Raw genomic sequence first — 25,744 nt, 5'->3', positions numbered from 1 at the left:
CCGCCCTTCTCCTGTCTTTACACGCCACGCTACGACGCCTCGATAAACCTGTTGCAGCGACCCAAAATACCGTTCTCTTAATCATCCCCGACCGGGGACCGCCTGAGCTGTTCCCGGCCGAAACGGGGACAAAATGGCAGCTTTGCACAACAACACGGAAGGACGCGCGCGCAGTTCGCGCATGCTGCGGACGGCGCTCGGAGCCTCCATCACGCGGCTGCTCGACGATCCCGCCATCGTCGAGGTGATGCTGAACCCGGACGGCCGTATCTGGGTCGATCAACTGTCCGCAGGTTTGGCCGATACGGGCGAAGTGCTGTCGGCGGCCGACGGCGAGCGCATCATCCGTCTTGTCGCCCACCATGTTGGCGCGGAGGTGCATTCGCGCTCCCCGCGCCTCTCGGCCGAACTGCCGGACACCGGCGAACGCTTCGAGGGGCTTCTGCCGCCGCTCGTTGCCGCGCCAGCCTTCGCTATACGCAAGCCCGCTGTGGCAATCTTCACGCTCGACGACTATGTGGCCGCGGGCATCATGACCGCCAAACAGGCGGTGGCGCTGCGTGCAGCGGTCGTTACTCGGGCAAACATACTGGTTGCCGGAGGTACGTCCACCGGCAAGACGACGCTGACCAATGCCCTGCTCGCCGAGGTGGCGAAAGGGCCCGACCGCGTAGTCATCATCGAAGACACGCGCGAGCTGCAATGCGCCGCGCCCAATCTTGTCGCCATGCGAACAAAGGATGGCATCGCCACGCTCTCCGACCTTGTTCGCTCCTCGCTGCGCCTGCGCCCTGATCGCATCCCAATCGGCGAGGTGCGTGGCGCCGAGGCCCTCGACCTTCTGAAGGCTTGGGGCACCGGACATCCCGGCGGCATTGGCACGATCCACGCCGGCTCCGGCATCGGCGCCTTGCGTCGTCTCGAGCAACTCATCCAGGAAGCCGTCATCACGGTTCCGCGCGCCCTGATCGCCGAAACCATAGACCTCGTTGCCGTTTTATCCGGGCGCGGTTCGGCTAGGCGGCTCACCGAACTCACCCGCGTCGAAGGACTCGGCCCCGACGGCGACTATCGCACCTTCCGATTTGCCTACGACCAACAAGGAGACGATTCATGATCCGCGTTTTCTCGCGAGGCCACCGGCATATCGCCGCCGCAGGCACGACCCTTTTCATCAGTCTTGTGGCCGCCCCGGCCGCCAATGCCGCCGGGTCCTCGATGCCGTGGGAGCAGCCGCTGGAGAAGATCCTTCAGTCGATCGAAGGCCCGGTCTCCAAGATCATCGCCGTGATCATCATCATCGTCACCGGTTTGACGCTTGCTTTCGGCGATACGTCCGGGGGGTTCAGACGGCTTATTCAGATCGTCTTCGGCCTGTCGATCGCCTTCGCGGCGTCCAGCTTCTTCCTGTCGTTCTTCTCGTTTGGCGGCGGAGCACTGATCTGATGGCGGCCGCTTTCGAACAGATCGACGCGGTGCCGGGATTCGTCGTCCCCGTTCACAGGGCACTGACCGAGCACATCCTGCTCGCTGGCGCGCCTCGCTCCATCGCGATCATGAACGGCACGCTTGCCGGCGCGGTCGGTCTCGGCCTGCGGCTTTGGCTGGTCGGCCTCCTCCTCTGGGCGCTCGGACATTTCGCGGCCGTGTGGGCAGCTAGGCGCGATCCCCTCTTCGTTGACGTCGTCCGGAGGCATCTGCGCCTCCCCAGCCACCTGTCGGTATGAGGGCGCGGCCATGATGAACCTTGCCGAATTTCGCCGCGCCGCCAACCGCCTTGCCGACTACCTGCCCTGGGCCGCGCTCGCCGCACCCGGCATCGTGTTGAACAAGGACGGGAGCTTTCAACGGACCGCGAAGTTTCGCGGACCTGATCTCGATTCCGCCGTAGCGGCGGAACTGGTGGCGGTCGCCTCGCGCATTAACAACGCCTTCCGTCGCCTGGGTTCCGGTTGGAGCATCTTCGTCGAGGCGCAGCGCCATGAGGCGGCGACCTATCCCGATAGCCAATTTCCCGATCCCGCCTCCGGCCTGGTCGACGCCGAGCGCAAAGCCGACTTCGAGGAGGAGGGCATTCACTTCATATCGAGCTACTTCCTCACCTTCCTCTACCTGGCGCCGGCTGAGGATGCGGCGCGGGCGGAGACCTGGCTCTACGAGGGGCGAGAACAGTCCGGCGTGGATCCTCATGAGATCCTGCGCGCGTTTGCCGATCGCACGGATCGCGTTCTGTCCCTTCTCGACGGCCTCATGCCGGAATGCCAATGGCTCGATGACACCGAGACGCTGACCTATCTGCATTCGACGGTTTCGACGAAACGCCATGGGGTGCGCGTCCCGGAGACGCCGATCTATCTCGATGCTCTGCTGGCGGAGCAGCCGTTGACTGCCGGACTCGAGCCGCGCCTTGGCGACCAGCATCTGCGCGTTCTCACCATCGTCGGCTTTCCGACCGCGACGACGCCGGGCTTGCTCGACGATCTGAACCGGCTCGCCTTCCCCTATCGCTGGGCGACGCGCGCGATCCTGCTCGACAAGTTCGACGCCACCAGGCTGCTGACGAAGATCCGCCGGCAATGGTTTGCCAAGAGGAAGAGCATCGCCGCGATCCTGAAGGAAGTCATGACGAACGAGGCGTCCGTGCTCGTCGACACAGACGCCGCCAACAAGGCCGCGGACGCCGACCTCGCATTGCAGGAACTCGGCGCTGACGTCTCGGGCATGGCCTATGTTACCGCGACCATCACGGTCTGGGACGTGGATCCGCATTTGGCGCAAGAAAAACTGCGCCTTGTCGAGAAAGTCGTTCAGGGTCGGGACTTCACCGCCATGCTGGAAACGGTCAATGCCGTCGATGCCTGGCTTGGCTCGCTGCCCGGGCATGCCTACGCCAACGTCCGCCAGCCGCCGATCTCGACACTCAATCTCGCCCACATGATCCCCCTCTCTGCCGTGTGGGCGGGGCCGGAACGGGACGAGCACCTCGTTAGTCCTCCCTTGCTATACGGCAAGACCGAGGGCTCGACCCCGTTCCGGTTGTCGCTGCATGTTGGTGATGTCGGCCACACCCTGGTGGTTGGGCCAACCGGCGCAGGCAAGTCCGTGCTGCTTGCGCTCATGGCGCTGCAGTTCCGACGCTATGCGCGGGCCCAAGTCTTCGCCTTCGACTTCGGCGGCTCGATCCGCGCCGCAGCACTCGCCATGGGCGGGGACTGGCATGATCTCGGGGGTGGCTTGACCGAGGGCAGCGATACTTCCGTCGCGCTCCAGCCTCTTGCTCGCATCCACGACACTTATGAACGCGCTTGGGCGGCGGACTGGATCGTTGCGATCCTTACGCGTGAAGGGATCCCAATCAACCCGGAGGCTAGGGAGCATATCTGGACCGCGCTTACCTCGCTTGCCTCAGCGCCGATCGAGGAGCGCACCATCACGGGCCTAAGCGTGCTTTTGCAGGCGAACGACCTGAAGCAGGCCCTACGGCCATATTGCGTCGGAGGTCCATACGGCCGGCTGCTCGATTCCGAAGCCGAGCATCTCGGCGCGGCATCCGTGCAAGCCTTCGAAATCGAGGGCCTTGTCGGCACCGGCGCAGCACCTGCTGTTCTGTCCTACCTGTTCCACCGCATTGGCGACCGGCTCGATGGGCGGCCGACTCTTCTGATCATCGACGAGGGCTGGCTCGCCCTTGATGACGAGGGTTTTGCCGGCCAGTTGCGCGAGTGGCTGAAAACATTGCGCAAGAAGAACGCCAGCGTCGTCTTTGCCACCCAGTCACTATCGGACATCGACAACTCCGGCATCGCGCCGGCGATTATCGAAAGCTGCCCGACAAGGCTGCTGCTGCCCAACGAGCGCGCGGTCGAACCGCAGATCACCGCGATCTATCGCCGCTTCGGCCTCAACGATCGCCAGATCCAGATTCTGGCGCGCGCGACGCCAAAGCGCGACTACTATTGCCAGTCGCGGCGCGGCAACCGCCTGTTCGAGCTCGGCCTGTCCGAGATCGGTCTCGCGCTCTGCGCCGCTTCATCTAGGACCGACCAGGCTCTCATCGCCAACGTTGCCGCCGAAAACCCCCGTGACGGTTTCCTGGCGGCATGGCTGCGCGCCCGAAACGTTGCCTGGGCCGCCGACCTCATCTCCGCCCCGCCACCCTCCGTTCCGCAACCTGAAAAGGAGCCCCAGTTATGACTACTCGTCACATCCGCGCACGCGCCCTTACGCTGGCCGCGGCTATGCTCGCCTTGCCCCTGTCGACATCGCCCATGCTTGTCAGGCCGGCGCACGCCTTGATCGTGTTCGATCCGTCGAACTACGCCCAGAATGTGCTGACGGCTGCCAGATCGCTCCAGCAGGTCACCAACCAGATCACATCGCTGCAGAACGAAGCCCAGATGCTGATCAACCAGGCCCGCAACCTTGCGAGCCTGCCTTTCTCCTCTCTCCAACAATTGCAGCAATCGGTGCAGCGCACCCAGCAATTGCTCAACCAGGCGCAGAACATCGCCTTTGACGTCCAGCAGGTCGACAAGGTCTTCCAGCAGCAATATGGCAGCGCATCCCTTTCCGCGTCGGATCAGCAACTCGTCGCTGACGCGCGCTCGCGCTGGCAGAACACGGTCGGTGGTCTTCAGGACGCCATGCGCGTGCAGGCCGGCGTCGTCGGAAATATCGACACCAATCGCGCGCAGATGTCGTCGCTGGTGGGGGCCAGCCAATCGGCGACCGGCGCGCTCCAGGCAACGCAGGCCGGCAACCAACTCTTGGCACTTCAGGCCCAGCAACTCGCGGACCTCACGGCGGTAGTCGCTGCCAACGGCCGCGCCCAGGCGCTGACCGACGCCGAGCGGGCTGCGGCGGCCGAACAGGGCCGCGAGCAGCGCCGCCGCTTCCTCGCTGCGGGCTCCGGCTACCAGGCTGGCAACGCCTCAATGTTCAACCGCTGAGGATCACGACAGTGGATGGCAAGGCGCTCGTTCGCATTACCGCCGCGATTTTCGTCGGCATCGCAGTCACCGTGACAGCAGTCGAGATGACCCGCAAGGAGGACAGGTCGGGCTCGGCAGTGCCCGAGGTGGCGGAGATGTCTCGGAGCCCGCGCCGCGAGAGCCTGCGCCACTGCCAGGTGGTAGGTGAGGCTGCTTTACGCGACAGTGATTGTTTGCGCTTGTGGGCCGAACAGCGAGACAGGTTCCTCGGTTCCAAAGCGCCGTTTGCAAGGTCGGCTTCAGAGCCGATCACCCCGCAGTCGCCGGATTCAACCGTGCCGGGGGTGCGATAGGCATGGGCAATACGGGCATCATTGACCAGTTCCTCGGCACCTTCACCCGATACATCGACAGCGGCTTCGGCCTGCTCGGCGGCGAGGTCGCCTTCGTCGCCACCACTTTGATCGTCATCGACGTGACGCTTGCGGCCCTTTTCTGGAGTTGGGGCGCCGATGACGATATCCTCGCCCGGCTCGTCAAGAAGACGCTGTTCGTCGGCGTCTTCGCCTATCTGATTTCCAACTGGAACAGCCTTGCCAGGATCGTCTTCGAAAGCTTCTCCGGCCTCGGCCTGAAGGCGAGCGGTACCGGCTTCTCGGTCCAGGATCTCTTACGCCCGGGCAAGGTGGCGCAGACCGGCCTCGACGCTGGACGGCCTTTGCTCGAGGCCATCTCCGGGCTGATGGGCTATGTGTCCTTCTTCGAGAACTTCATCCAGATCGCCTGCCTGCTCTTCGCCTGGGCGCTCGTCCTGCTCGCCTTCTTCATCCTGGCCGTGCAGCTCTTCGTCACGCTGATCGAGTTCAAGCTGTCGACGCTGGCCGGTTTCGTGCTGATCCCCTTCGGCCTCTTCGGCAAGACGGCCTTCATGGCCGAACGCGTTCTCGGCAACGTCATCTCCTCCGGCATCAAGGTGCTCGTGCTTGCCGTGGTCATCGGCATCGGCTCGACCTTGTTCAGCGAGTTCACCCAAGGGTTCGGCGGCGAAAGCCCCACCATCGATCAAGCCATGGCGATCGTGCTGGCGGCGCTGTCGCTGCTTGGTCTCGGCATATTCGGCCCCGGCATTGCAAACGGTCTCGTCTCCGGTGGGCCACAGCTTGGCGCTGGCGCCGCCGTCGGCACCGGTCTCGCCGCCGGCGGCATGGCGCTTGTCGCTGGCGGGGCTGCCGGCCTTGCCACAAGAGGCGGGGCGGCGGTTCTCTCCGGAGCGACATCCGCGGCCCGAGGCAGCTCGCACCTCGCCGGCGGCGCATCGACTGCCTATGCACTGGGTTCCGCCGGCCAGGCTGGCGCCGCCGGCGTCGCCTCCGGCCTAAGCGGCGTTGCAAGCGCCGGCATGTCGGCCGCCGCCTCGCCGCTCAGGCGCGTCGCGGAGCGGGCCAGCCAATCGATGAAATCGAGCTTTGCCGCCGGCGCTGGTGCTGCCTTCGAGGCCACCGGTGGGTCGTCAACGCTGGGAACGGTGGGTGGAGCCGCGACGTCGGGCAACGATCCGATGTTCGGCAGCACCACTCAGGCCACGGGTGTGGCGCAAAGCCCGCCTGATTGGGCCAAACGCATGCAGCGATCCCAGCGCCTGTCTCACGGCGTTCAGACCACAGCTCACGCCGTCCGCACCGGTGAGGCCCATGGCGGCGGAGCCTCCATTTCTCTCTCGGAAGGCAAGTGATCCATGAACATCTTTCGACGACCCGCCGTTCACTACGGCAAGACACCTCAACCGGAGACTCCCTATCAGAGGGCAGGGCAGATCTGGGACGAGCGCATCGGTTCAGCTCGCGTCCAGGCGAGGAACTGGCGAGCCATGGCCTTCGGAACACTGATCGTGTCGGCTGGCCTTGCCGCCTCGCTTATCTGGCAGTCGGCCCGTGGCTCGGTCGTGCCATGGGTCGTCCAGGTCGATACTTTAGGGCAGGCGCAGACGGTCGCGCCCGCGACCGCCGACTATAAGCCGACCGATCCCCAAATCGCCTGGCATCTTGCCCGCTTCATCGAGCAGGTCCGATCGATCCCGGCCGATCCGATTATCGTGCGCCAGGACTGGCTGCGTGCTTACGAATGGACCACTGACCAGGGCGCGGCGGCGCTCAACGACTATGCCCGCGCCAACGAACCTTTCGCCAAGGTCGGCAAGCAGCAGGTCGCCGTTGAGGTCTCTTCGGTCATCCGCGCCTCGCCGGACTCCTTCCGCGTCGCATGGACCGAGCGTCGCTACGAAAATGGCCAGCTCTCCGTCACCGAGCACTGGACCGCAATACTGACGATTGTCATCCAGCCGCCGAATGACGCCGAACGGCTAAAAGCCAATCCGCTCGGCATCTACGTCAACGCCATCAACTGGTCGCGGGAGATGAGCCAATGAACCTGGCCTTTCGGGGTTCGATCACGCCTGCATTCCGTCGACATGCAATCGCGGCGGTATTGCTTTCGGGGACCGTGCTCGCTGGCTGCGCCACGCCTCAGAAGCCGCCGCGGATTGCTTACGACTCCTACGTTCCGCCATTGCCGGCGGTCCCAGCGACCGATGAGAAGCCGAAACCGCTGCGGGTTCCGCCAGGTTGGGCTCCGGCGCGCGGCGGTGCCGAGGCCAATACCCCGACGGCGCAAGTCGAGAGCGCCAACGCGGCAGCCCGTGTCCAGCCGCGGCGCGAGGGCTACTACAATGCCATTCAGATCTATCCATGGAGCGAAGGGGCGCTCTACCAAGTTTATGCAGCGCCGGGTCAGATAACGGACATTGCGCTCGAGCCGGGCGAGAGCTTGATGGGCACAGGTCCGATCGCGGCAGGCGACACCGCGCGCTGGATCATCGGCGATACCGAGAGCGGATCGGGTGCTGGCCGTCGAGTCCATGTGCTGGTGAAGCCTTCACGCGCGGACATCTCCACCAATCTCGTCATCACCACCGATCGTCGCAGCTACATGATCGAGCTGCGGGCGGACGGGAAGTCTTACATGCCGGCCGTGGCATGGGCGTATCCGACCAGATCCGCCGAGCGACAGACTGGCCCCGCAACGCCGACGATCCCGATCCTCGCGGCGCGCAATTACCGCTATGGCCTCAAAGGAGACACGCCGCCTTGGAAGCCCGTCGCTGTCTACGACGACGGCAGGCGCGTCTATGTCGAGTTTCCGCAAGGCATCGTACAGGGCGAGATGCCGCCGATCTTCATCATCGGTCCGGACGGCGAGGCCGAGATCGCCAACGGTCGGGTCTACCAGAACATCCTGATCGTTGACCGCCTTTTTGGCGCCGCGGAGCTGCGTCTTGGCGGCGGCAAACGCCAACAGATCGTCCGGATAATCCGCGTCGATGGGGCAAGAACGCCTCACCTGTCGTGGATGCCGGATTTTCCCGCAGCGCAGAAAATCAAGAATGCACCAAGGCAGAGGGGAGGGCAGGAATGATGAGCGAGAAAGAAACCGTGGCTCAGCCGATGAGGCTTCGGGCAGATCCGCCGCGTATCACCCGCCTGTCTCGAAAGGTGCTAGCCGGGATCGGGGTCCTTGCGTCGCTCAGCATCGGTGGCGCTTTGATATACGCGCTTCAGACACGCGATTCAGGCAGGCGCGGCGAAGAACTCTATTCGACATCCAATCGGCAGCCCGCCGATGGCCTCGCCAGCCTACCGCGCGACTATACCGGCCCGATCCTTGGGCCGCCGCTGCCCGGCGATCTCGGCCGGCCGATGCTCGACGCCCAGAACAAAGGCCACCCCGTTGTTCCTCCAACCATTGCTACACCCACAGTCGACGAGGCCGAGCAACGCCGGCTGGCTGAAGAGGAGGCCGCCCGGACGTCGCGCGTCTTTTTCCAGACGGGAGCGGTGACCGCAGCCGCGACCGAGGGACCTGGCAATAGCGCCGCGCCGGATCTCGCCGGGTCCGGCATCACAGGAGGCCAGACGGCGCAGGATCGCCAACTGGCATTCCTGAACGCGGCGGCCGACCGACAGACAGTGGCGCCCGACCGCGTCATGCCCCCGGCATCGCCATATGTCCTTCAGGCCGGCGCCGTCATCCCCGCGGCACTGATAACCGGCATTCGCTCCGACCTGCCCGGCCAGGTCACCGCGCAGGTGACTGAAAACGTCTACGACAGTCCGACCGGTCGCGCGCTCCTTATCCCGCAAGGCACCCGCGTCATTGGTCAATACGATAGCGGGGTCGGTTTCGGGCAGCGCCGGGTTCTGCTCGTCTGGAACCGGCTGATCTTCCCGAATGGCCGCTCCATCGTTCTGGAGCGCCAGCCTGGCGCGGACGCCGAGGGCTATGCCGGCCTCGAGGACGGTGTGAACTACCACTGGGGCGAAGTGTTCAAGGCCGCCGCTCTCTCCACCATACTGAGCGTCGGAGCCGAGGCTGGCTCGTCTGGCCAGGAGAGCGACATCGTGCGCGCTTTGCGCAGCGGCGCTTCCGACAGCGTCAGCCAGGTCGGCCAGCAGATCGTCCAGCGCCAGCTCGAGATAGCGCCGACACTCACCATTCGGCCCGGATTTCCGGTTCGCGTGATCGCCACCCGCGATCTCGTGCTCGAACCCTACGGAGACTGAAATGGCCAAGCTGAAACTCGGGCCAATCGCCGATGACAAGCCGGTCAAAGTCACTGTGGAACTGCCAGCGTCGCTGCACCGCGACCTTGCCAGATATGCCGAGATTCTTGGACGCGAAGCGGGACAGCCGCCTACCGATCCCGTGCGCCTGATCGTGCCGATGCTCGAGCGTTTCATGGCTACGGATCGCGGCTTTGCAAAGGCGAGACATGAGCGAAAGGTCTAGCGCCGGGCCGTTAAAGCAGGACGATCCGTATCCCGTGCAATGTCGTTCGCCGGGAGACAGTTTGCGAAGGCCGATCGGATTGCGTCGAGAGACATCTCCAACGTGCTGGAAAACGTCCTGCCCCGCTGCCAGATGGCCACGTAGTGATAGAGCGCAGACGGGTCGACCGGTCTTGCTTCCAGATCGAACGCTGCATACTCGCGCGCAATGATCTCATTGGTGATGGATACGCCAAGGCCAGCCGAAACGAATCCGACCTCGTAGCCGTTGGAGTCATATTCTACGAGTATGTCCGGCTCGACTCCTGCGAAGCGCAAGGCGTTGAAGTTCATCTGGTGTGCCGCGAATTCGGGGTCGATGTCGACGATCGTTTCGCCTGCCAGGTCACTCGCTTCGACACACGCTTTCCTTGAGAAGCGATGCTTTGGATGAAAGATGCAGACGTTGTGAGCCGAACCGATGGGCGCCCATTCAAACAGGCGAGGATCCAAAGGCAGCCGAGAAATACCAAGGTCGGCTCGGCCGGACAGAATATGCTCGCCCACCTGGCGATAGTTTCCCGAAATTGACCGGACACTCGAACCGGTCTTCGAATGGATTGTCGCAACGACCTTCGGCAAGGTCACAAAACCGAACACCGCGGGTGCGGCAATCGCGATCTGTTGCCTCTCTTCGTTCTTCATTGCGAAGATCGACGCTTCCAGTCGATCCAGGGACGTCAAAGCCAATTCGACGTTGCGCAGAAGTTCCCAGGCCTCCCGTGACGGGACGATGCGGTTGGTTGATCTTTCAAATAGCGTGATGCCGAGGAGCGCCTCAAGCTGCTTGATGTGCTGGCTCACCGCTGGTTGGCTAATCCCGAGCGCGATAGCTGCTTGCCTCGTCGATCCGGCCCGCAGCACCGCTCGAAAGACCTGCAGTTGTCGGAGCTTCAGGCCGCTCTGCAGCAACTCCATCCTTTGCAGCCCTTTCTCGAAGCGCCTTCATCGGTCCGACGTGATCTAACAAGCGGCGGCTTAAGCGACGTGGTGCGCAATCTTTGAAGAGATAGTCGCCAGAGCCTTGCTCGTGCCCAAGACGATGGGCATGTTCCTCAGCTTAACCGTTTACATACTATAGTTGATAAACTCAGAGTATGTAAGTCGCGATCTTCCAGCGCATGGATATGCGCAAATTGGTCGGCCGGAACTTCGCCCGCTTGCGTCGTGAGAGGGGCCTGACCCAAGAGGAAGTCGAGGCGCGTTCCGGCTTCAGTCAGCAATATCTCAGTGGCTTGGAGCGCGGCCGGAGGAATCCGACCGTGATAACGCTCTATGAACTGGCTCAAGCCCTTGGTGTCGACCACGTAGAATTGGTCAGGCCCGACGACGGTCATTGATCCGGACCGCCACGACGATCACGTCTCGTTCCTGCGAAACTGCTTAAGGTGAACCAATCAGCAGGCACCTATAACCATTCATTATAGCGAAAATTTCGAAAATAATAGATTGAGTGAAGAGAAGTATCCATTAGTCTGCGTAAAGCCTGCAAGATCACTGCAGGTTGTAACATAAATTAAATTTCGCGACAGCGGCGATGAACCGAAGGTATTGCGTTGAGAAGCGCCGTACGTTGCGAAGCTGCGAGCCAATGGATGAATCCGATGGGCGGTTTTACTGCTCAGTTTGCTGCTGCCTTCTTGATCACCGTCAGTCTCGGCCTTGTTAGTGGGTCTCTTGGCACGGTGATGGGGCTTTTGTTGGCCATGTCGAAGAGTTCCCCCGCTTCCCGGTTCAAAGCTGTGGTGACGGCCTACACGACAGTCGTTCGCGGTGTTCCGGAACTCCTCATCATCCTGCTCATCTATTTCGGGGGCACCATCTTTGCCAGCAAGGTCGCTGGTAGATACGTGGAGGTGAATGCCTTTACCGCTGGGGTGATCGCGCTCACGGTTGTCTTCGGCGGTTACGCCACCGAAGTCTTCCGTGGAGCGATTGCAGCCGTCCCAGCAGGCCAAACCGAGGCCGCGAAGTCGCTTGGGTTGAACGCCTGGCAAAGGTGGGCCTTTGTGATTGGCCCGCAGATGCTGCGGCTGGCATTGCCGGCCTATGGCAACCTTTGGATATCGTTGTTCAAGGATACCGCGCTGGTGTCAATCGTCGGCTTGACCGACATCATGCGCGTTGCCTTTGTCGGCGCCGGATCGTTGCGCGCCCCGTTGACCTTCTACCTTGCGGCGTCCTCTCTCTATCTCTCGCTGACGACGATCACACTGCTGTCGATCCGATTGGCGGAGCGGCGCTACCCGGCTCTCGGCCGATAGAGGCGTGGCCCGATGAACCTCAGCTTAATGTTCGACGCCATGATTGTCCTGCCGTCAGGCATTGTCCTCACCTTGACTCTGACGGTCCTCTCGCTGACGGCGGGATTTCTGCTGGCGGTGCCCTTGGCCTTTGCCCGCGCGTTTGGTCGCCCGAGCCTGTCCCTAGGTGTGCTGGCCTATACCTATGTCATTCGTGGGACGCCCATGCTCGTGCAACTTTTCTTGCTCTATTACGGGCTGGGCCAGATCGAAGCCGTGAGAGCGAGCGTCTTTTGGCTGGTCTTGCGCGATCCCTTCTGGTGCGCCTTGCTCGCCTTTTCACTGAACTGCGCGGCGCACACGACCGAGATCCTGTGCCGTGGCCTCCTGTCGGTACCAAAGGGCGTCGTAGAGGCTGCCGCGGCGCTTGGCCTGAAACGTCTCCAGATCGCTCGGCTTGTCACCTTCCCGATCGCTTTCAGGATATCGCTTCCGGCCTACGGCAACGAAGTAGTGGGGATGATCAAAGGCTCGTCCCTGGCAAGCACCGTAACGCTCCTCGAGATCACCGGTATGGCTCGGCAGTTGGTGTCGTCCACCTTCGCGCCCTACGAGATCTTTATCGTTGCGGGGGCGATCTACTTGGCGCTGACGACGCTGGCCGTGAAGGCGACGCAGTTCCTTGAACGGCGGCTTTCGATAGACGGCCATCCAACGCGACGACGCAAGGTGCGGTTCCGCCCGGGCTTGCCTAGACATCGGACCACGACACCCGTGCCGTGACGCCGCAGCTTAGCAGCCGCTTTCCTCAGACCCAGAAACAAAGAGGTGCCTCATGCGCATTCGCTTAGCTATTGCCCTTTCCATCGCCGGCTTGCTTGCAGCATTCCCGGCCCTGGCCGGGACGGAAAAAACGATATCGATCGCCACCGAAGGCGCGTCGCCACCGTGGGACGGGACCGATGAGAACGGCAAGCTTTACGGGTTCGATGTCGATGTCGGCCTCGAACTGTGCAATCGAATGAAGGTCAAATGCAGCTTCGTCGCCCAAGACTGGGACGGGATCATTCCGGCGCTGCTGGTCGGCAAGTACGACGTCATCATGTCCGGCATGGCCATCACCGAGAAGCGCAAGCAGCAGATCGTCTTTTCCAACCCCTACGCCAGCGGCTTCAACCAATTCGTCGTGCGCAAGGAGCTTGGGCTCGATGCCGGCGACACGAAGGAAAAAGTCAATCTCTCAACCGTTGGGGACAAGGAGAAAGCAATTATCGAGCGCGTCAGATCGAACCTCAGCGGCAAGGCGATTGGTGTCCTTCGTTCATCGAACTCGGAAGCCGTGGTGAAGCAACTCCTCGGCGATGTCGTGACCATCCGCAGCTATGACAGCCTTGACAACCTCAAGCTCGATCTTGCTGCTGGACGTGTCGACGGCGGACTCGCCGACTATTTCACATGGCGCGATTTCCTGGAGACCCCCGATGGCTCCAGTGCCGTGTTCTTCGGCCCTGAACTGAAGGGGGGCCTCTGGGGACCGGGCGTAGGCGCCGGCATGCGCAGGGACGATGCCGAACTGGTCGAAAAGTTCAACGCGGCGATCGACGCTGCAACCAGGGACGGAACGATCAAGGCGCTGAGCCTGAAATGGTTCAAGGCTGATATTGCCCCGGCCTTATCGAAATAGCCGAAAGAGGTGGCTCCGACTTTGACTCGGCGCCGCACTCACGCTGGCGCCACACCTTCCACCCAAGGACAAGTTAGATGAAAGACCATTTTTGCGCGGTCGTCACCGGCCAGTCGTTGATCACCCACGACATCCGCCATGTCCAGGACGAGCGGTTCGTCGAGGTTGAACGCTTCCTGCAGCAAGGCGACGTCGTATTTACCAATTTCGAGTCGACGATCCTCGGGAAGCACGGCGGTTGGCCGACCAAGGGAAAATACTTCGGTTACTCCCGGCCCGAGGTGCTGGACGCGTTGCAAGATATAGGTTTCAACGCACTTGCCCTGGCGAACAATCACGCCTTCGACCTAGGCCCTTGCGGTATCCGGTCCACGCTGGAAGAGGTAGAGGCGCGGAGTTTCCTGCACGCCGGGATCGGCATCGACGAGGCACATGCGGCGACGCTCGGCCGGCGCAATCTAGGCGATCGGCAGGTCTCTCTGCTTGCAGTCGACGCAGGCCCCGGTCCGGCCAACATGTATGCCGCGAACCGCACTGACTCCCGGCCTGCTCGCCCTGGCGTCAACCGGCTGACCTCCGTCCGGAAGATTGGTGTGCCTGATGGACATTTTCGAAGATTGGCAAGGCTTGGCGGCCATTTGCAAAGCTCGCCCTTCGAACTGACCAACTATGCGCAACCCGACGATCCGCCGGAAGTGGCGGGCGACGCGGAGATCAATTTCTACGGTACGGTGTTTTCTCAGGCAGAGAACTTCGGTCGCCTGATCGAGATCGATCCGCAAAGCGCGGAAATGCATCTGTCCGCCATCCGGCAAGCAGCCTCACAAGGAGACTTCGTCATTGCTTATCTGCACCACCATCATTGGGAGCCGGGGTGGCAGGACGTGCCGCGTTGGGTGCAGGCCTTCGCCAGGATGTGCGTGGACGCCGGCGCAGCCCTTTTCGTCAGTCACGGCGCTCCCGTGCTTCAGGCATTGGAGATCTACAACGGCTCGCCGATCTTCTATGGTCTCGGCAATTTTCTGTTCCACGTACGCCCCGACGAGAACGAATGGGGTCCGCCGGAAGTTTGGCAAAGCATTGTCGCAGCATGCCAATACGATGGTGGCGGAACCCTCCAAACGATAGACCTTCTGCCCGTTGTGATTGGTGGGGAACATCAGCCTTCAGAATCGGGTATAGGCAGATTGGTTCCGCTAGCCGCTACCGGAAACGTTGCGCGAGATATTCTCGACGGTTTTGCGGCCCGCTCTCGGAGCTTTGGTGCCGAGATCGCGATTTCTGGATATTCCGGCACCATCGCCATGCCGCCCACGCGAAAATTCGGATGACAACCGGCACAGGTCAGGGGCGGCCTCCACGGATTCTATCAGGGCGTGACCCATTGGGATCGGAAGGGATTGTTGAAACCGAAAAGCTCGAGCCCTCGCCGGGCAGGGCCAAGGGCCAAGGTCCAGAGCGACCCTCACCCTGCTGATCTTCATGTCGGCAGGCAGATCGCGGTGGTTCGCATGCAGTCGGACGTGTCGCAGGCGGAGCTTGCGCGATCGATAGGCGTCAGCTGTCAACAGCTTCAGAAATACGAGAATGCAAGGAATCGTGTGAGCGCTTCCATGATCTATGAGATCGGCAAGTCGCTAGGCGTCCCAGTTAGCCGCTTTTTCGAACTTCTTCCGGGGAACGGTGAGAACGATCGGGCGGCTTCACGCCTGCCGGTCGATGAGCGCATTGACTTCATCGCCAGCGCAGAAGGTCGACATTTGATCGAGCGTCTCGTTCAACTGCCCCCGCGGGTGCGCGTTCGCGTATCTACCCTGATAGCCGCAATGGCGGAAGAACTGAGCGCCTCTAATACGCTGCCCGGCCGCTCGCGTCCTCAAATCAAAGGTATTAGATCCGGCAACTGACTGCTAGCAGATCTCCTTTCAGGAAAAGCCCCACTCTGGATCAGTCGCGGCGATCGCTTGCTTTCGCAACCCTGTCTGGAGATCTTGCCAGGACGTATCCGAAATAAAGCCGCTCATACTTCCGCACGCCTCCGCGAAAGGCACAGCGCCAAAGCGGTCGATCAGATCGCTGGTTTCAACGATGCCGTCATTGCGCAACAGCTCAAAAGGTTCGTCACCGGATTCAATCACTCGGTGCCCCCAAGCTCCCGGCACATCGTCGTTTGCAAGTGCGTGGCGAAGATCCGCATCGATGTTCGCGCCCTTGAGCGCATTAAAGAGGATGTAGCGCATCAGAGGAAAATACACCGGCTGGTGACTGCCTCCGAGCGCACGCACACTGGGCAGAATCGACACAACCAGAAACATGACAAGCAGATTGGGAATGAGGGTACGGTCCCTCAGCCGGTCAACGATATCGGGCGCCGCGAAACGAGCCACTCTCGTTCCGCTCGCTTGGTCGATGAGTTCGCCTGCCGCAAGGCGCAAAGGCAGGCGCCTGCCCCTTTCGTACAACCAGAAGAAATCCGTGCTTCGTGCGAGCCAGCCACCCCAGGGTCCGTCCGCCAGCTTGTCGATCTCGGCAAGGATGTTCAACGCAAGCTTCGGGTGTTCCAGCAGCCTTGTCCGCAGCCAGGAATCCTCATCCAATAAATGGTCTGCCACTAGATCGGCAATGTCCTCGTCGTCGATCTGCAGGAACGCAAACCGGTTTCCGAACAACTTTGGCCAAAGCATGAGATTTGCAGCCTTGATGGCATGTGCCGGCCGCACGAATTGTCCCCTCGGCAAAAACTTGCGGAGCAGGGCAAGCGCCTCCCCTTCAACGCCTTGCTCAGGAGGCGTCAGCTCAAACTGATAAGACCCAGGTCCGGTGAGAAGGCTGTAACCGATCATGCGGCTTCGGCTGAGGCCGAAGACGTTTATCGGATTCCCCTCGACGGTAAGCCAGCCTGGTCCCTTGCGCGCCTTTTCAACAAGGCTCACCGTGGAGACGGCATAGGACAAGTAAGTCGAACAACCGTGCCCTGCGAGGCCGACGAGGCTGAAAATATGTGTGTAATAGGCTTCAGGGTCCAAGAGCATAAGCAGATGAGGTCCCGTCTGCAGCACGCGCCGCGCTTCGAGTTCTTGGCAAATCCGAGTAACGGCCTCGACCGACAATCCGTTTCGCTTACCTGCGGTTCTGATGACGCCCAGCAGCTTGGTCAGGGCATGCCGGCGAATTTCCGGTAGGGCTTCAGAAGCTGGCGCCTCAAAGAGGCGGATTGCATAGTCGCGGATCGGTCGTGAATAGAAAGCTCGAATCCACGGGTAAAGGATTGCGAGCGACTCTAGGACCGCCTGTTTTTCGTCTGTGCCTGGTACTGGCTCATCCACTTCACGATCCGATCTTTTGCCGTGCGAGACCTATGCCTATCGCAGGAACACTGATGACCAGCATCACTCCGAAACCGAAGAAAATAGTCGAGGGCGATACGGTGTCTCCCAAAGCAGCAGCAACGCTGAAAATGCCCAAGCCGAGCGCGACAGCGAGACTATGCATCGTGCCTTTGGCCCTGCCCAGGACCTTATGGGATGCTCGCGACTGCAATGTGACCTCGACACTGACGCGGCCCAGATTGTAGAGGAAACCGAGTGCCGCAAAGACAACCAGTGTCCACGGCGCAGACATGAGTATCAGCGCCATCAGCGCGAGGGCGGTAAAGCCCAACAGCGTGAGATGCAGCATATGAGCACTAATCGCTCGTGCCAGCCTGTTTAGAGCAATCGCACCGATTAGCGAACCTGCTGACCATGCGGCTTCGACATGGCCGAAATCGACGGCGGCACCTCTTTGTTCTTCGAAAACAAACGCAGATCCCATCACACTGATCAGGACCGCGCCTCCATAAAGGAGCGCGTACACCGCAAAGAGGCGGAGCAAGCCCGGATCAATGTCGAGTGCAAGACGTCTGGCACCGCAGATCCCGTACGACGACGAGTCCGGCCGCATCGAGAACAGGGTGGCCGCAGAAGCAAGGAAGAACATGGCAAGGACGATGAAAGCCAGGGCAGGGGAGTGCTCATTGAGCAAGGACCCGAACAGCAGAGCTGCCGCCAGGCAACCCAATTGCATTACGAAGCAGATAAGTGAATTCGATGCTACGAGGTCGCCGCGTCGCGCCACGGCGGGGATGACTGCCTGCGAACAGGTTAGCGCCACACGATCACAAAATGCAAAGACGACTGCTGAAAGACAGATCGTTAGAAACACGTTCTCGTGGAGAAGCGCGCATGCCGTGGCGAGCATGATGGCAAAGCGACCGAGATCGGCCGCGATATTCAACCGTCGCCGGTCAAACTGGTCCGCCGCCACGCCGACGAGAGGGCTCGCAAGGAGTTCAACGACGCTGACGATCGCAAGCAATGTCGCTACGCTGCTGCTTCCGTACCCTGCTTCAACCAGAATCCAGGCGGATGTGATGTAATAGCCGTTTCGCCCGACAGCAGCGGACAACGTGCTGGTCAAGAATCGGAAGGGCACTCGGGACTGCATGGTCGGTCTTTGGTCATCATGAATTCGGAAGGCATCAGACGTCAGCGGCGCACCGGCCGCTTGTCGTACTCTTTCCCACGGAGCCTGCTTGTCAGCGATGTCGGACTTTTCAAATCCTTGCTGGAATCATCATCCCGCCGGCGTCGGTCTATGTCTTGCACATGCGCCGGAATTCAATCGGATTGACACCAAAGCCACGCTTGAAAGCCGTCGTGAAATGGCTCGAGCTTGCGAAGCCGCATTCCATTGCAATCTTGGTCGCCGACAATTTGGTCGATCGAAGCATAGCCGCGGACTGTTCCAGTCTACGCTGGGCGATGAACGCATGCGGCGTCATGCCTGTCGACTGCTTGAAAGCCCGGCCAAAATGAAACCGGCTGATACCAATTTCTTTTGCAAGGTCTCCCAGCGTGGGCCGGTCCGCTGATGACGACTCGATCATTGCCATAACGCGCTTGAGGTCGAAAGCAGACAGACCGCCCTTTGCCGCCCGGTGGCAGGTGCGATTCAACCGGACCAATTGAACGAACAGCTGCGCAACCTGACTCTCCACCATCGTCGTGCTGATCGGATCGGGATGTCTGAGCTCAGCCGCAATTCTCTGGAGCGCCATTTCAATGGTGCTGTCGCGAAATCCGATCCACGGAGGCAAATTCGCCGAGAGGGAGAATGCTGTTCCGCCAAAAGCCTGTTCCGCGAATTCCCGTTCGACTGACACCAGAAGATAGGACCCCATCGCATCGCCCTCATCCCAGCCGATCCACTCGCTCTCGGCAGGGATAAATATTATCGAGCCAGGACGCCTTGCCGAGAAAGAAACCCGGCGGCCGTCGACGAAGTCTTCTCCGCGCTGCGCCGAGCCCTTGAGGTTCATCAGGAACATATGCCGCGGGTACGCAATCCTCGTTTCCTGTCGTCCTAACCCGGTCCTGCTAATTAAGTCCGCTCGTATATTTCCCCAGCTTTCATACTGATGAGCCAGTGTCCGGTGTTGCGAGGGGCGTATGTTGTTCGGGTCCAGGCAAAAAGTCTCCGCCAAGCTAAACGACCTCCTTACTACGAGAAGTTCGCTCTCGTGCTTTCTGGCGAACCATAGGTTGCCAGACAAATCACAAATAATTCTGGGTTGGTAGAAGATGTGCCTTTGCAGAAAAAACGGCAACCTAGTGAAAGTCGTTTCTACCACGTCGATCTATCTGTCTCCCACGCTGATATTCGACGCTGCTTAATATTAATCTACGCTAATCTTCATTTCCGCGTCGAGCCTTAGCGTCTCACCGATTGAACGGTTGTGGAGGCACACTGCGATGCGAGGACTCGACGATTTTCTGGCCGAATGCGACCGTGGTCCGCGGATCAACGAACTCAAAGGCTTCTTCGCGGCCACCGCTGCCGGTCAGAGTGGAATGCCAATCCGGAGGCCGTCGGTCGACACGAGGCTGCTGCCCAGCGACGCTCTGCTTCGCGGTCTGGTCGGGTTGCACGCGGCCCGGCAAGGCTTTTTCGACCAGCACTACCACGGCAGCATTCCTTATCGTTTGGAGGAAGAATGCCGAATGGCCTATGCCGTGCTCAAATACGCGCGGTATCGTCAGACGCCACTGTCGCTGTACAGCCTCGGGACAGCGGAAGGTACCATGGCCAGGACACTCTCGGAGTTGTCTAGTGGAAAGATCCGCAGCCTGTCGTGCAGCCCCAACGCGGAAAACTACAAATGCTTCATGGCATATGGCGAACCGCCGGATGCCGATTTCTTCGTCGGGCCCTTCCATCGGCTCACCAAAGACGTTTTGAGCTCAGACGTCCGGCTTGCAAAGTTCGCTTCAGGATTCGACCTGATTCTTGAGGACACTACCTTCCAAATGTACTCGCCAAACAGAGCGAAGCAGATTGAGTTTGTATCGCAGCACCTAAAGGAAGGAGGCATCTTCGTGTTCGTCGAGAAGTTCCGCGCGGTCGACGACAACGACTACGCGCGCCGGGAGTGGCAGAAGGATTTCGGGTTCAAGGCCCGCTATTTCCCCCAAGACGAGATCGAGAAAAAGAAGGCCGCGGTCCTCACGACGATGTTCAACAATGAAGTGACGCTGCAAGAGATGTCTCGGGCAGTGGGCACGCATTTCAATCACTGCGTCATGACGTGGAACAGCGGAAATTTCTGCAGCCTCGCTGCCAGCAACAGCAGAGAAAACCTCAACCTCTATCTTTCGCAGATGGGAGACCCCGCCATTCCAAATGAATATGTATATGAGGCCGAGTTGCACCGGAGCCTCACCGATTATGTTGCCGCTATGCAGCAAAAGTGATGCGTTTGCCATGCTCCATCGGAGCCGCTTCGTGCAGGCAAACGCAGTTGTCAGGCCACTACCGGTGCGCAGGAATAGACCCGAACGCTTGGCGCCAGAACAGTCAGAACCCAGCACCATAACCCGCAAGGCGTCCGATGGATGACTCGGAACGGTAATGCCCTTCGGTTACTTGCCTTCGCTTTCGCAGCCATGGATCACGGTAGCTTGCGGCAGGCGGCAAGAGCGCTGAACGTCGGGGAATCATCTGTAAGTCGCAATGTTCTCAAGCTCGAGCAGCTTTTGGAGATGCAGATATTCGAGCGCGACTTTCGCGGAGTTCGGTTGACCGAGGCTGGCCGTGCCTGGACCAACGTCGCGCGTGCTCGTTATGACGGCCTGCTCGACGCCTTGATGCTATGTGCTCGCGACAACAAGGATGAAAATACGCTTCGTATTGGATTGTGCTGGCTGACAGGAGGGGAATTCCTCAGGCGCCTTATCGATCGCTTCGCTAGCCGATATCCCGACGTGAGCCTGACCATAGAAGATATTCCTGTCGGGGAATGCCTCTCCGCCATTCGACGTCGGCGCCTCGACATCGTGTTCACGCATGACCTCGGGTCAGTCACGGCCTGCCGCTGTGAGGTTTTTTGGCAGGAGCGCCTCTTTGTTCTGTTGCCGCCGCGTCATTCGCTTATCGATAAGCCGGCAATCGCGTGGACCGACCTCGCTGACATGAGGCTGTTGGTTCCCGCGGGGTCGGAGGAACCGAAGCCGGATATGCGTCTGCTGGAGCGCATTGCCGCCGGTGGCGGTCCCGCTGTCCAGGTCTGTCGCGCCAACCAGGCGACGATCTTCCTCAAAGTGCAGCTTGGACAAGGTGTAACTTTGGCCGAGGAAAGTCATGCCCAGAATTTCACGATCGATTCCGCCATTTGGAAACCTCTTCAGGGGCAGAACAGTGTCAGCTCAATCAGCGCCGTCTGGCTTGATTCAAATCCGAAGCGGCCTGTCCTTCGGCTGATCACGATGGCCGGGCACATGGCGGCAGGGGCTCTAGGACAAAGATCACGGGTGCAATCTGGATCATCCCGTGGCGCCATCGACAAGTCTCGGCGGGGCCGACAATAGATGAAGCAACTGCTCCGAAATGGGAGCGCGAGGAGACTTAACGCGGATAGGCGGTGAAGCTGCTGATTGCAATGAACGCGCTGACCTTCGGCTACGGGTGCCTCAAGTTTCAGGGCTAAAATAGGGCATCTTAGGCTCTCGACGGGCGAACGACCTCCGCCATCAAAGATGGTGAGCGTTCGGCCCGGTCTCATGAGGAGGGCACTTCACGCTGCATGCGGATCGTGCCCGGCGTCAGAACATCGCCGCTGGTAGGAGGCTGCTTAGCCTGGTCCCGACTCAAGGCCTGAACGGGGTAGAGAGGCAAAGCTCCGTCCGGACCTGGTGGGCGGATAGTCAGCGTCTGCGGTTTGCGGACGTCCGCAAGTGGCCGCATCTGCACTGCGGTAGCTACTGACTTAACTCAGTCGCCAGAGAGAGGCTCCCGGCCATCGGCTTCTTATTGGTTCATTGTGAGAACATCCTTGGGGATCGCTTGTTAGCCAAGCAGCAGGTATCACCCCTGGCCGTGGTGCTCGCCCGGCCATCCTCTTAATGATGGTGTTCGATGGCCCACGAGATCCCAGAAAAGAAAGCGCGCCAGGGTGGCCGCGGACTTTCGGTTCTTGCCGTTTTGATCTGTGCACTGTGCTGGCGGCGATCGCATGGGGCGTTGCCGAGATTTATGGTGAGGCGGCTAAGACGCCTGCGACCGAGGAGAAGCCAGCGCCACAGGGGAATAGTCAGGTACCTTCATCCGGCAGCCCGAACCCAGCGGAAAGTGATCCGTCACGGGAAATCCCGATATCGCTAAGCATGTCGTCCGGTAACTCGCTCAGTTCGTCCGTTGCCTTCAACTGCGCCTTCTGATCGGCTCGGCGACCGAGCCAACCGACAAGGGAACCAGCTAACCTGACCTGCCCGAATTCCTCGCCGACGATGACGAAGACGAGAACATCCGCCGCTTCAGCTATATTAGCATGAGAACGGCATCGGTGCTGCGATCATCGACGGCGCGGTCTCGGCGCGTTGCGATTCTTTTCCTGGTGACGCTGAAGTGGCGGGATCTGACACGTGTGCTGGTGGTCATGCGCTATTCCCGCCCCGACAAAAATTTCACTCCGCGGCCTGCAGCATGCCTTTCTCGATGATCGCCCGGATCTCGGAGCGGCACGAGCCGCAATTGGTGCCGGCGCGCAGCGTCGAGCCGATTGCCTCGAGGCTGTCGCATCCCGAAGCGACTGCCGACGCAAGCTGGTTGGCGCCGACATGGAAGCACGCGCACACGACCCGCCCGATAGCGGGTATCGGCACAGGCGACCGTCCCGACAGAAGCGCATGGCGATCGGCCGTCGACAGCTTCTGGCGCGTGGCCAAGAGCGATACCAGCCAGTCCCGCGCCGGCAACTGGTGCGGCGCAGCGACCAGCAGAGCCTCGGCCATGGCGCCGGCGTCGTCGATGGCGGCGGCGCGATAAGCGAGCCCGCGGCGATCGGTGTATTCCAGAAGCTGATCCTGCCGCGGGACAGCGAGCAGCTTGCGCGCCAGGAGGATGCCTTGATCCGGCGGTTCGGTTCCGGTCAGTTCGTAGAACCAGCCGCCCTCGATCGCATGCCGGCTCCAGTGGACGAAACCCGTTGGCCGCAGATCGCGTCGGGTGATGAGCACGCCGGCCCAGGCGGTGTTCTCGCGCACGATCCTGACCGGAACATGCTTGAGCTCCGGCTGGCCGGAATGCGGATCGGTGACCGTTGAGGACAACAGGCCGGCGGAAGCCCTGGCTGCGAACTGCCCGCTCCAATGCATGGGCATGAAGGCCTGGCCGCGCCGCTGTGCTTCCGACACCCGCACCCTCGCACGGACAAAGCCGAAGCGGGTCGAAAGATGGGCGAGGTCGCCATCCTTAAGCCAGTGTGCGGCCGCATCCGACGGATGGAGATCGACCGCCGGCTCCGGGGCGTTCGCCATCAGGCGCGGCACGTTTCCGGTGCGTGTCATCGTGTGCCACTGGTCGCGCAGCCGGCCGGTGTTGAGGGCAAGCGGATAGTCGGCATCGATGGTGAAGGCCGTTGCCTCTTGCCGCACCGGCACGAAACGCGCGCGCCCGTCGGATGCCGGAAAACGGCCGTCGGCGAACAATCTTGTCTGCTTCTTGCGGTGCTCCGGCGCAGGCCAATGGCGCGGCGCGAAGGCATCGTAATCCGTGTCGCTAAGGCCGGTCAGCCCGCCAAGGTCGAACAGCCGCGCGCCGCTATTCTCGAAAGCAGACAGCGCGGTGTGCTCGCGGAATATCTCTGCCGGCGTCTTGTAGGCGAAGGCATCGCCAAAGCCCATGCGGGTGGCGACATCGCAGACGATGCGCCAGTCAGCTTTCGCCTCGCCCGGCGCCGGCAGGAAAGACCGCTGGCGCGAGAGGCGGCGCTCCGAATTGGTGACCGTGCCGTCCTTCTCGCCCCAGGCGGCCGCCGGCAGCAGCACGTCGGCATAGCGCGTGGTGTCGGTGCGGGTCACGTCCGAGACGACGACGAAATCGCATTTGGCCAGAGCGGCACGCACGCGCGAAGCGTCCGGCATCGAGACGGCTGGGTTTGTGCCCATGACCCACAGCGCCTTGATGCGGCCGTCGGCGACCGACTGGAACATGTCCACGGCCTTCAGGCCACCACGCCGCGCGATGTTGGGCGCATTCCAGAAGCGGGAGACGCGATCGACGCCGGCCGCGTCCGCGAAGTCCATATGCGCGGCAAGCTGGTTGGCCAAACCGCCCACCTCGCGGCCGCCCATGGCGTTCGGCTGCCCCGTGACCGAGAACGGCCCCGTGCCGGGCTTGCCGATGCGGCCGGTGGCGAGATGGCAGTTGATGATGGCGTTGACCTTGTCGGTGCCATGCGCCGACTGGTTGACGCCCTGGCTGTAGACCGTGACCGTGCGATCGATCTCGGCGAAGAGATCGTAGAATGCCTGAACATCGGCGGCCGCCAGTCCGCAACCTTTCGCGACGCGCGTGATCGACGGTGCATCGGCGCTGGCAAGCGCGGCCGCGGCGTCGAAGTCCCTCGTATGCTCACGGATGAAATCGGTCTCGATCTTTCCGGTGTGGACGAGATGCGCGAGCAGCCCGTTGAACAACAACACATCCGTGCCCGGGTCGAGCGCCAGATGCAGGTCGCATTCGTCGGTCGTCGCGGTGCGGCGTGGATCGATGACGACGATCTTCGTTCCACGCTCCCTGCGGGCTGCGAGCATGCGCTGGTGGAGTACCGGATGGCACCATGCGGTGTTGGAGCCGGTGAGCACGATGAGATCGGCGCACTCGAAATCCTCATAGACGCCAGGAACGATGTCCTCGCCGAAGGCGCGGCGGTGGCCGGCAACCGACGAGGCCATGCAGAGCCGCGAATTGGTGTCGATATTGCCCGAGCCGATAAAACCCTTCATCAGCTTGTTGGCGACGTAATAGTCTTCGGTGAGCAACTGTCCGGAGACATAGAAGGCGACCGAGTCCGGTCCGTGCTCGGCAATCGCCCGCGAGAATTTTGAGGCCACGAGGTCGAGCGCTTCATCCCAACCGGCCTGTCTGCCGCCGAACTCCGGCTGAAGCAGACGGCCTTCCAGGCCGAGTGTCTCGCCAAGCGCAGCGCCCTTCGAGCACAGCCGGCCCAAATTGGCCGGGTGTTCGGGATCGCCGCGGACGGTTGTCGTGCCGTCCGCGGCGACCTCGGCCAGCACGCCGCAGCCCACCCCGCAATAAGGGCAGGTGGTCCTCACCTCGCGCGCTTCCTCCATGCCTTAGGCCGCTTTCGAGGCCAGCGCTTCGAGCGCGATGAACAGCCGTTGGCCCTCGACCTTGGCCGGGATCGTCCTGACTGATCCCTCGTCAGCGCCGAGCGCCTTGCCGGTCTCCAGCGAGATCACCCAATTGTGCAGCGGGCAGGTCACCGCCGCGCCGTGGACGATGCCTTGGCTGAGCGGCCCGCCCTTGTGCGGGCAGTGGTCTTCGATGGCGAAGATCCGGTCGTCCGCGGTGCGGAACACCGCGATCTTGCCTTGCGGTGTGGCGACGCAACGCGCGCCGCGCGGCGGGATGTCGGCGATGGAGCCGATGGCGATCCAGTTCATGCCG

Annotated in this window: 25 protein-coding genes; 19 read left to right on the top strand and 6 right to left on the bottom strand. The window is 61.5% G+C overall.

The window, feature by feature from the left end:
- Positions 1–133: 133 nt before the first annotated feature.
- The 11 genes from trbB to DPM35_RS29155 are packed head-to-tail and all read left to right on the top strand — an operon-like array spanning position 134 to position 9,773.
- Complete coding sequence (gene trbB, locus DPM35_RS29205) at positions 134–1,117, top strand: P-type conjugative transfer ATPase TrbB (RefSeq protein WP_112130876.1); 984 nt, start codon at positions 134–136, stop codon at positions 1,115–1,117.
- The gene (locus DPM35_RS29200; RefSeq protein WP_112130874.1) at positions 1,114–1,446 is read left to right on the top strand and encodes a TrbC/VirB2 family type IV secretion system protein; all 333 of its coding nucleotides are present in this window, start codon (positions 1,114–1,116) and stop codon (positions 1,444–1,446) included. The genes trbB and DPM35_RS29200 overlap by 4 nt, the downstream gene beginning before the upstream one ends.
- The gene (locus DPM35_RS29195) at positions 1,446–1,727 is read left to right on the top strand and encodes a VirB3 family type IV secretion system protein (protein ID WP_112130871.1); all 282 of its coding nucleotides are present in this window, start codon (positions 1,446–1,448) and stop codon (positions 1,725–1,727) included. Before DPM35_RS29200 ends, DPM35_RS29195 begins: the two co-directional genes overlap by 1 nt.
- A gap of 10 nt (positions 1,728–1,737) precedes the next feature.
- The gene (trbE, locus tag DPM35_RS29190) at positions 1,738–4,194 is read left to right on the top strand and encodes a conjugal transfer protein TrbE (RefSeq protein WP_112130869.1); all 2,457 of its coding nucleotides are present in this window, start codon (positions 1,738–1,740) and stop codon (positions 4,192–4,194) included.
- Entirely contained in the window at positions 4,191–4,949 is a 759-nt protein-coding gene (gene trbJ, locus DPM35_RS29185; RefSeq protein WP_112130867.1) for a P-type conjugative transfer protein TrbJ, read from the top strand. Before trbE ends, trbJ begins: the two co-directional genes overlap by 4 nt.
- Positions 4,950–4,960: 11 nt before the next feature.
- Positions 4,961–5,284 carry a putative entry exclusion protein TrbK-alt gene (trbK-alt, locus tag DPM35_RS29180; protein ID WP_112130865.1) on the top strand — a complete coding sequence of 108 codons (324 nt, stop codon included), beginning with the start codon at positions 4,961–4,963 and terminating at the stop codon, positions 5,282–5,284.
- Between the two features lie 2 nt (positions 5,285–5,286).
- Positions 5,287–6,663: a P-type conjugative transfer protein TrbL gene (gene trbL / locus DPM35_RS29175; RefSeq protein WP_112130862.1), complete on the top strand. Its 1,377-nt coding sequence runs from the start codon at positions 5,287–5,289 to the stop codon at positions 6,661–6,663.
- A 3-nt stretch (positions 6,664–6,666) separates the two neighbouring features.
- Entirely contained in the window at positions 6,667–7,356 is a 690-nt protein-coding gene (gene trbF, locus DPM35_RS29170; RefSeq protein ID WP_112130860.1) for a conjugal transfer protein TrbF, read from the top strand.
- A complete protein-coding gene (gene trbG, locus DPM35_RS29165) occupies positions 7,353–8,402 on the top strand; it encodes a P-type conjugative transfer protein TrbG (protein WP_112130859.1) in 1,050 nt (349 codons plus the stop codon). The genes trbF and trbG overlap by 4 nt, the downstream gene beginning before the upstream one ends.
- Positions 8,402–9,547 carry a TraB/TrbI/VirB10 family type IV secretion system protein gene (locus tag DPM35_RS29160; RefSeq protein ID WP_112131000.1) on the top strand — a complete coding sequence of 382 codons (1,146 nt, stop codon included), beginning with the start codon at positions 8,402–8,404 and terminating at the stop codon, positions 9,545–9,547. Before trbG ends, DPM35_RS29160 begins: the two co-directional genes overlap by 1 nt.
- Before the next feature lies 1 nt (position 9,548).
- Positions 9,549–9,773, top strand: a complete 225-nt coding sequence (locus DPM35_RS29155; RefSeq protein ID WP_112130857.1) for a DUF2274 domain-containing protein — start codon at positions 9,549–9,551, stop codon at positions 9,771–9,773.
- Here DPM35_RS29155 and DPM35_RS29150 read toward each other — a convergent pair.
- The gene (locus DPM35_RS29150; RefSeq protein WP_112130855.1) at positions 9,770–10,729 is read right to left on the bottom strand and encodes a LysR family transcriptional regulator; all 960 of its coding nucleotides are present in this window, start codon (positions 10,727–10,729) and stop codon (positions 9,770–9,772) included. The genes DPM35_RS29155 and DPM35_RS29150 overlap by 4 nt on opposite strands.
- A 203-nt stretch (positions 10,730–10,932) precedes the next feature.
- On the opposite strand from DPM35_RS29150, the gene DPM35_RS29145 reads away from it, so the two are divergent.
- The 6 genes from DPM35_RS29145 to DPM35_RS29120 all read left to right on the top strand — a co-directional run bounded on the left by DPM35_RS29145 (position 10,933) and on the right by DPM35_RS29120 (position 15,645).
- Entirely contained in the window at positions 10,933–11,151 is a 219-nt protein-coding gene (locus DPM35_RS29145) for a helix-turn-helix domain-containing protein (protein WP_112130853.1), read from the top strand.
- Between the two features lie 264 nt (positions 11,152–11,415).
- Complete coding sequence (locus DPM35_RS29140) at positions 11,416–12,075, top strand: ABC transporter permease (RefSeq protein WP_112130852.1); 660 nt, start codon at positions 11,416–11,418, stop codon at positions 12,073–12,075.
- 12 nt (positions 12,076–12,087) lie between these two features.
- Positions 12,088–12,837, top strand: a complete 750-nt coding sequence (locus DPM35_RS29135) for an ABC transporter permease (RefSeq protein WP_112130850.1) — start codon at positions 12,088–12,090, stop codon at positions 12,835–12,837.
- Between the two features lie 52 nt (positions 12,838–12,889).
- The gene (locus DPM35_RS29130; protein ID WP_112130848.1) at positions 12,890–13,738 is read left to right on the top strand and encodes a transporter substrate-binding domain-containing protein; all 849 of its coding nucleotides are present in this window, start codon (positions 12,890–12,892) and stop codon (positions 13,736–13,738) included.
- Positions 13,739–13,815: 77 nt separating this feature from the next.
- Positions 13,816–15,069, top strand: coding sequence for a CapA family protein (locus tag DPM35_RS29125; RefSeq protein WP_112130846.1), 1,254 nt, complete (start codon positions 13,816–13,818; stop codon positions 15,067–15,069).
- A 45-nt stretch (positions 15,070–15,114) separates the two neighbouring features.
- Entirely contained in the window at positions 15,115–15,645 is a 531-nt protein-coding gene (locus tag DPM35_RS29120; protein WP_281004652.1) for a helix-turn-helix transcriptional regulator, read from the top strand.
- Between the two features lie 18 nt (positions 15,646–15,663).
- Here the strand turns inward: DPM35_RS29120 and DPM35_RS29115 are convergent, their stop codons facing one another.
- The 3 genes from DPM35_RS29115 to DPM35_RS29105 form a co-directional block, all read right to left on the bottom strand.
- The gene (locus DPM35_RS29115; protein ID WP_112130842.1) at positions 15,664–17,064 is read right to left on the bottom strand and encodes a hypothetical protein; all 1,401 of its coding nucleotides are present in this window, start codon (positions 17,062–17,064) and stop codon (positions 15,664–15,666) included.
- A gap of 1 nt (position 17,065) precedes the next feature.
- On the bottom strand, positions 17,066–18,196 hold the full coding sequence (locus tag DPM35_RS29110) for an MFS transporter (protein WP_181592207.1): 1,131 nt from the start codon (positions 18,194–18,196) through the stop codon (positions 17,066–17,068).
- A 175-nt stretch (positions 18,197–18,371) separates the two neighbouring features.
- Positions 18,372–19,097, bottom strand: coding sequence for a helix-turn-helix transcriptional regulator (locus tag DPM35_RS29105; protein ID WP_245431693.1), 726 nt, complete (start codon positions 19,095–19,097; stop codon positions 18,372–18,374).
- A gap of 433 nt (positions 19,098–19,530) precedes the next feature.
- Here DPM35_RS29105 and DPM35_RS29100 point away from each other — a divergent pair, with 433 nt between their 5' ends.
- Both DPM35_RS29100 and DPM35_RS29095 read left to right on the top strand, forming a co-directional pair.
- Positions 19,531–20,529: a class I SAM-dependent methyltransferase gene (locus DPM35_RS29100; RefSeq protein WP_112130838.1), complete on the top strand. Its 999-nt coding sequence runs from the start codon at positions 19,531–19,533 to the stop codon at positions 20,527–20,529.
- 141 nt (positions 20,530–20,670) lie between these two features.
- Positions 20,671–21,642, top strand: a complete 972-nt coding sequence (locus DPM35_RS29095; protein ID WP_112130836.1) for a LysR family transcriptional regulator — start codon at positions 20,671–20,673, stop codon at positions 21,640–21,642.
- A 1,095-nt stretch (positions 21,643–22,737) separates the two neighbouring features.
- On the opposite strand, the gene DPM35_RS29085 is transcribed toward DPM35_RS29095, so the two are convergent.
- Together DPM35_RS29085 and nirD are read right to left on the bottom strand one after the other, a co-directional pair.
- Entirely contained in the window at positions 22,738–25,407 is a 2,670-nt protein-coding gene (locus tag DPM35_RS29085; RefSeq protein WP_112130834.1) for a nitrate reductase, read from the bottom strand.
- Positions 25,408–25,410: 3 nt separating this feature from the next.
- Positions 25,411–25,740, bottom strand: coding sequence for a nitrite reductase small subunit NirD (gene nirD / locus DPM35_RS29080; protein ID WP_112130832.1), 330 nt, complete (start codon positions 25,738–25,740; stop codon positions 25,411–25,413).
- Positions 25,741–25,744 lie beyond the last annotated feature (4 nt).

Origin of the sequence: Mesorhizobium atlanticum (assembly GCF_003289965.1) — a bacterium.
Taxonomy (GTDB): Bacteria; Pseudomonadota; Alphaproteobacteria; order Rhizobiales; family Rhizobiaceae; genus Mesorhizobium; species Mesorhizobium atlanticum.
This window is presented reverse-complemented; position numbering and strand designations above follow the sequence as displayed.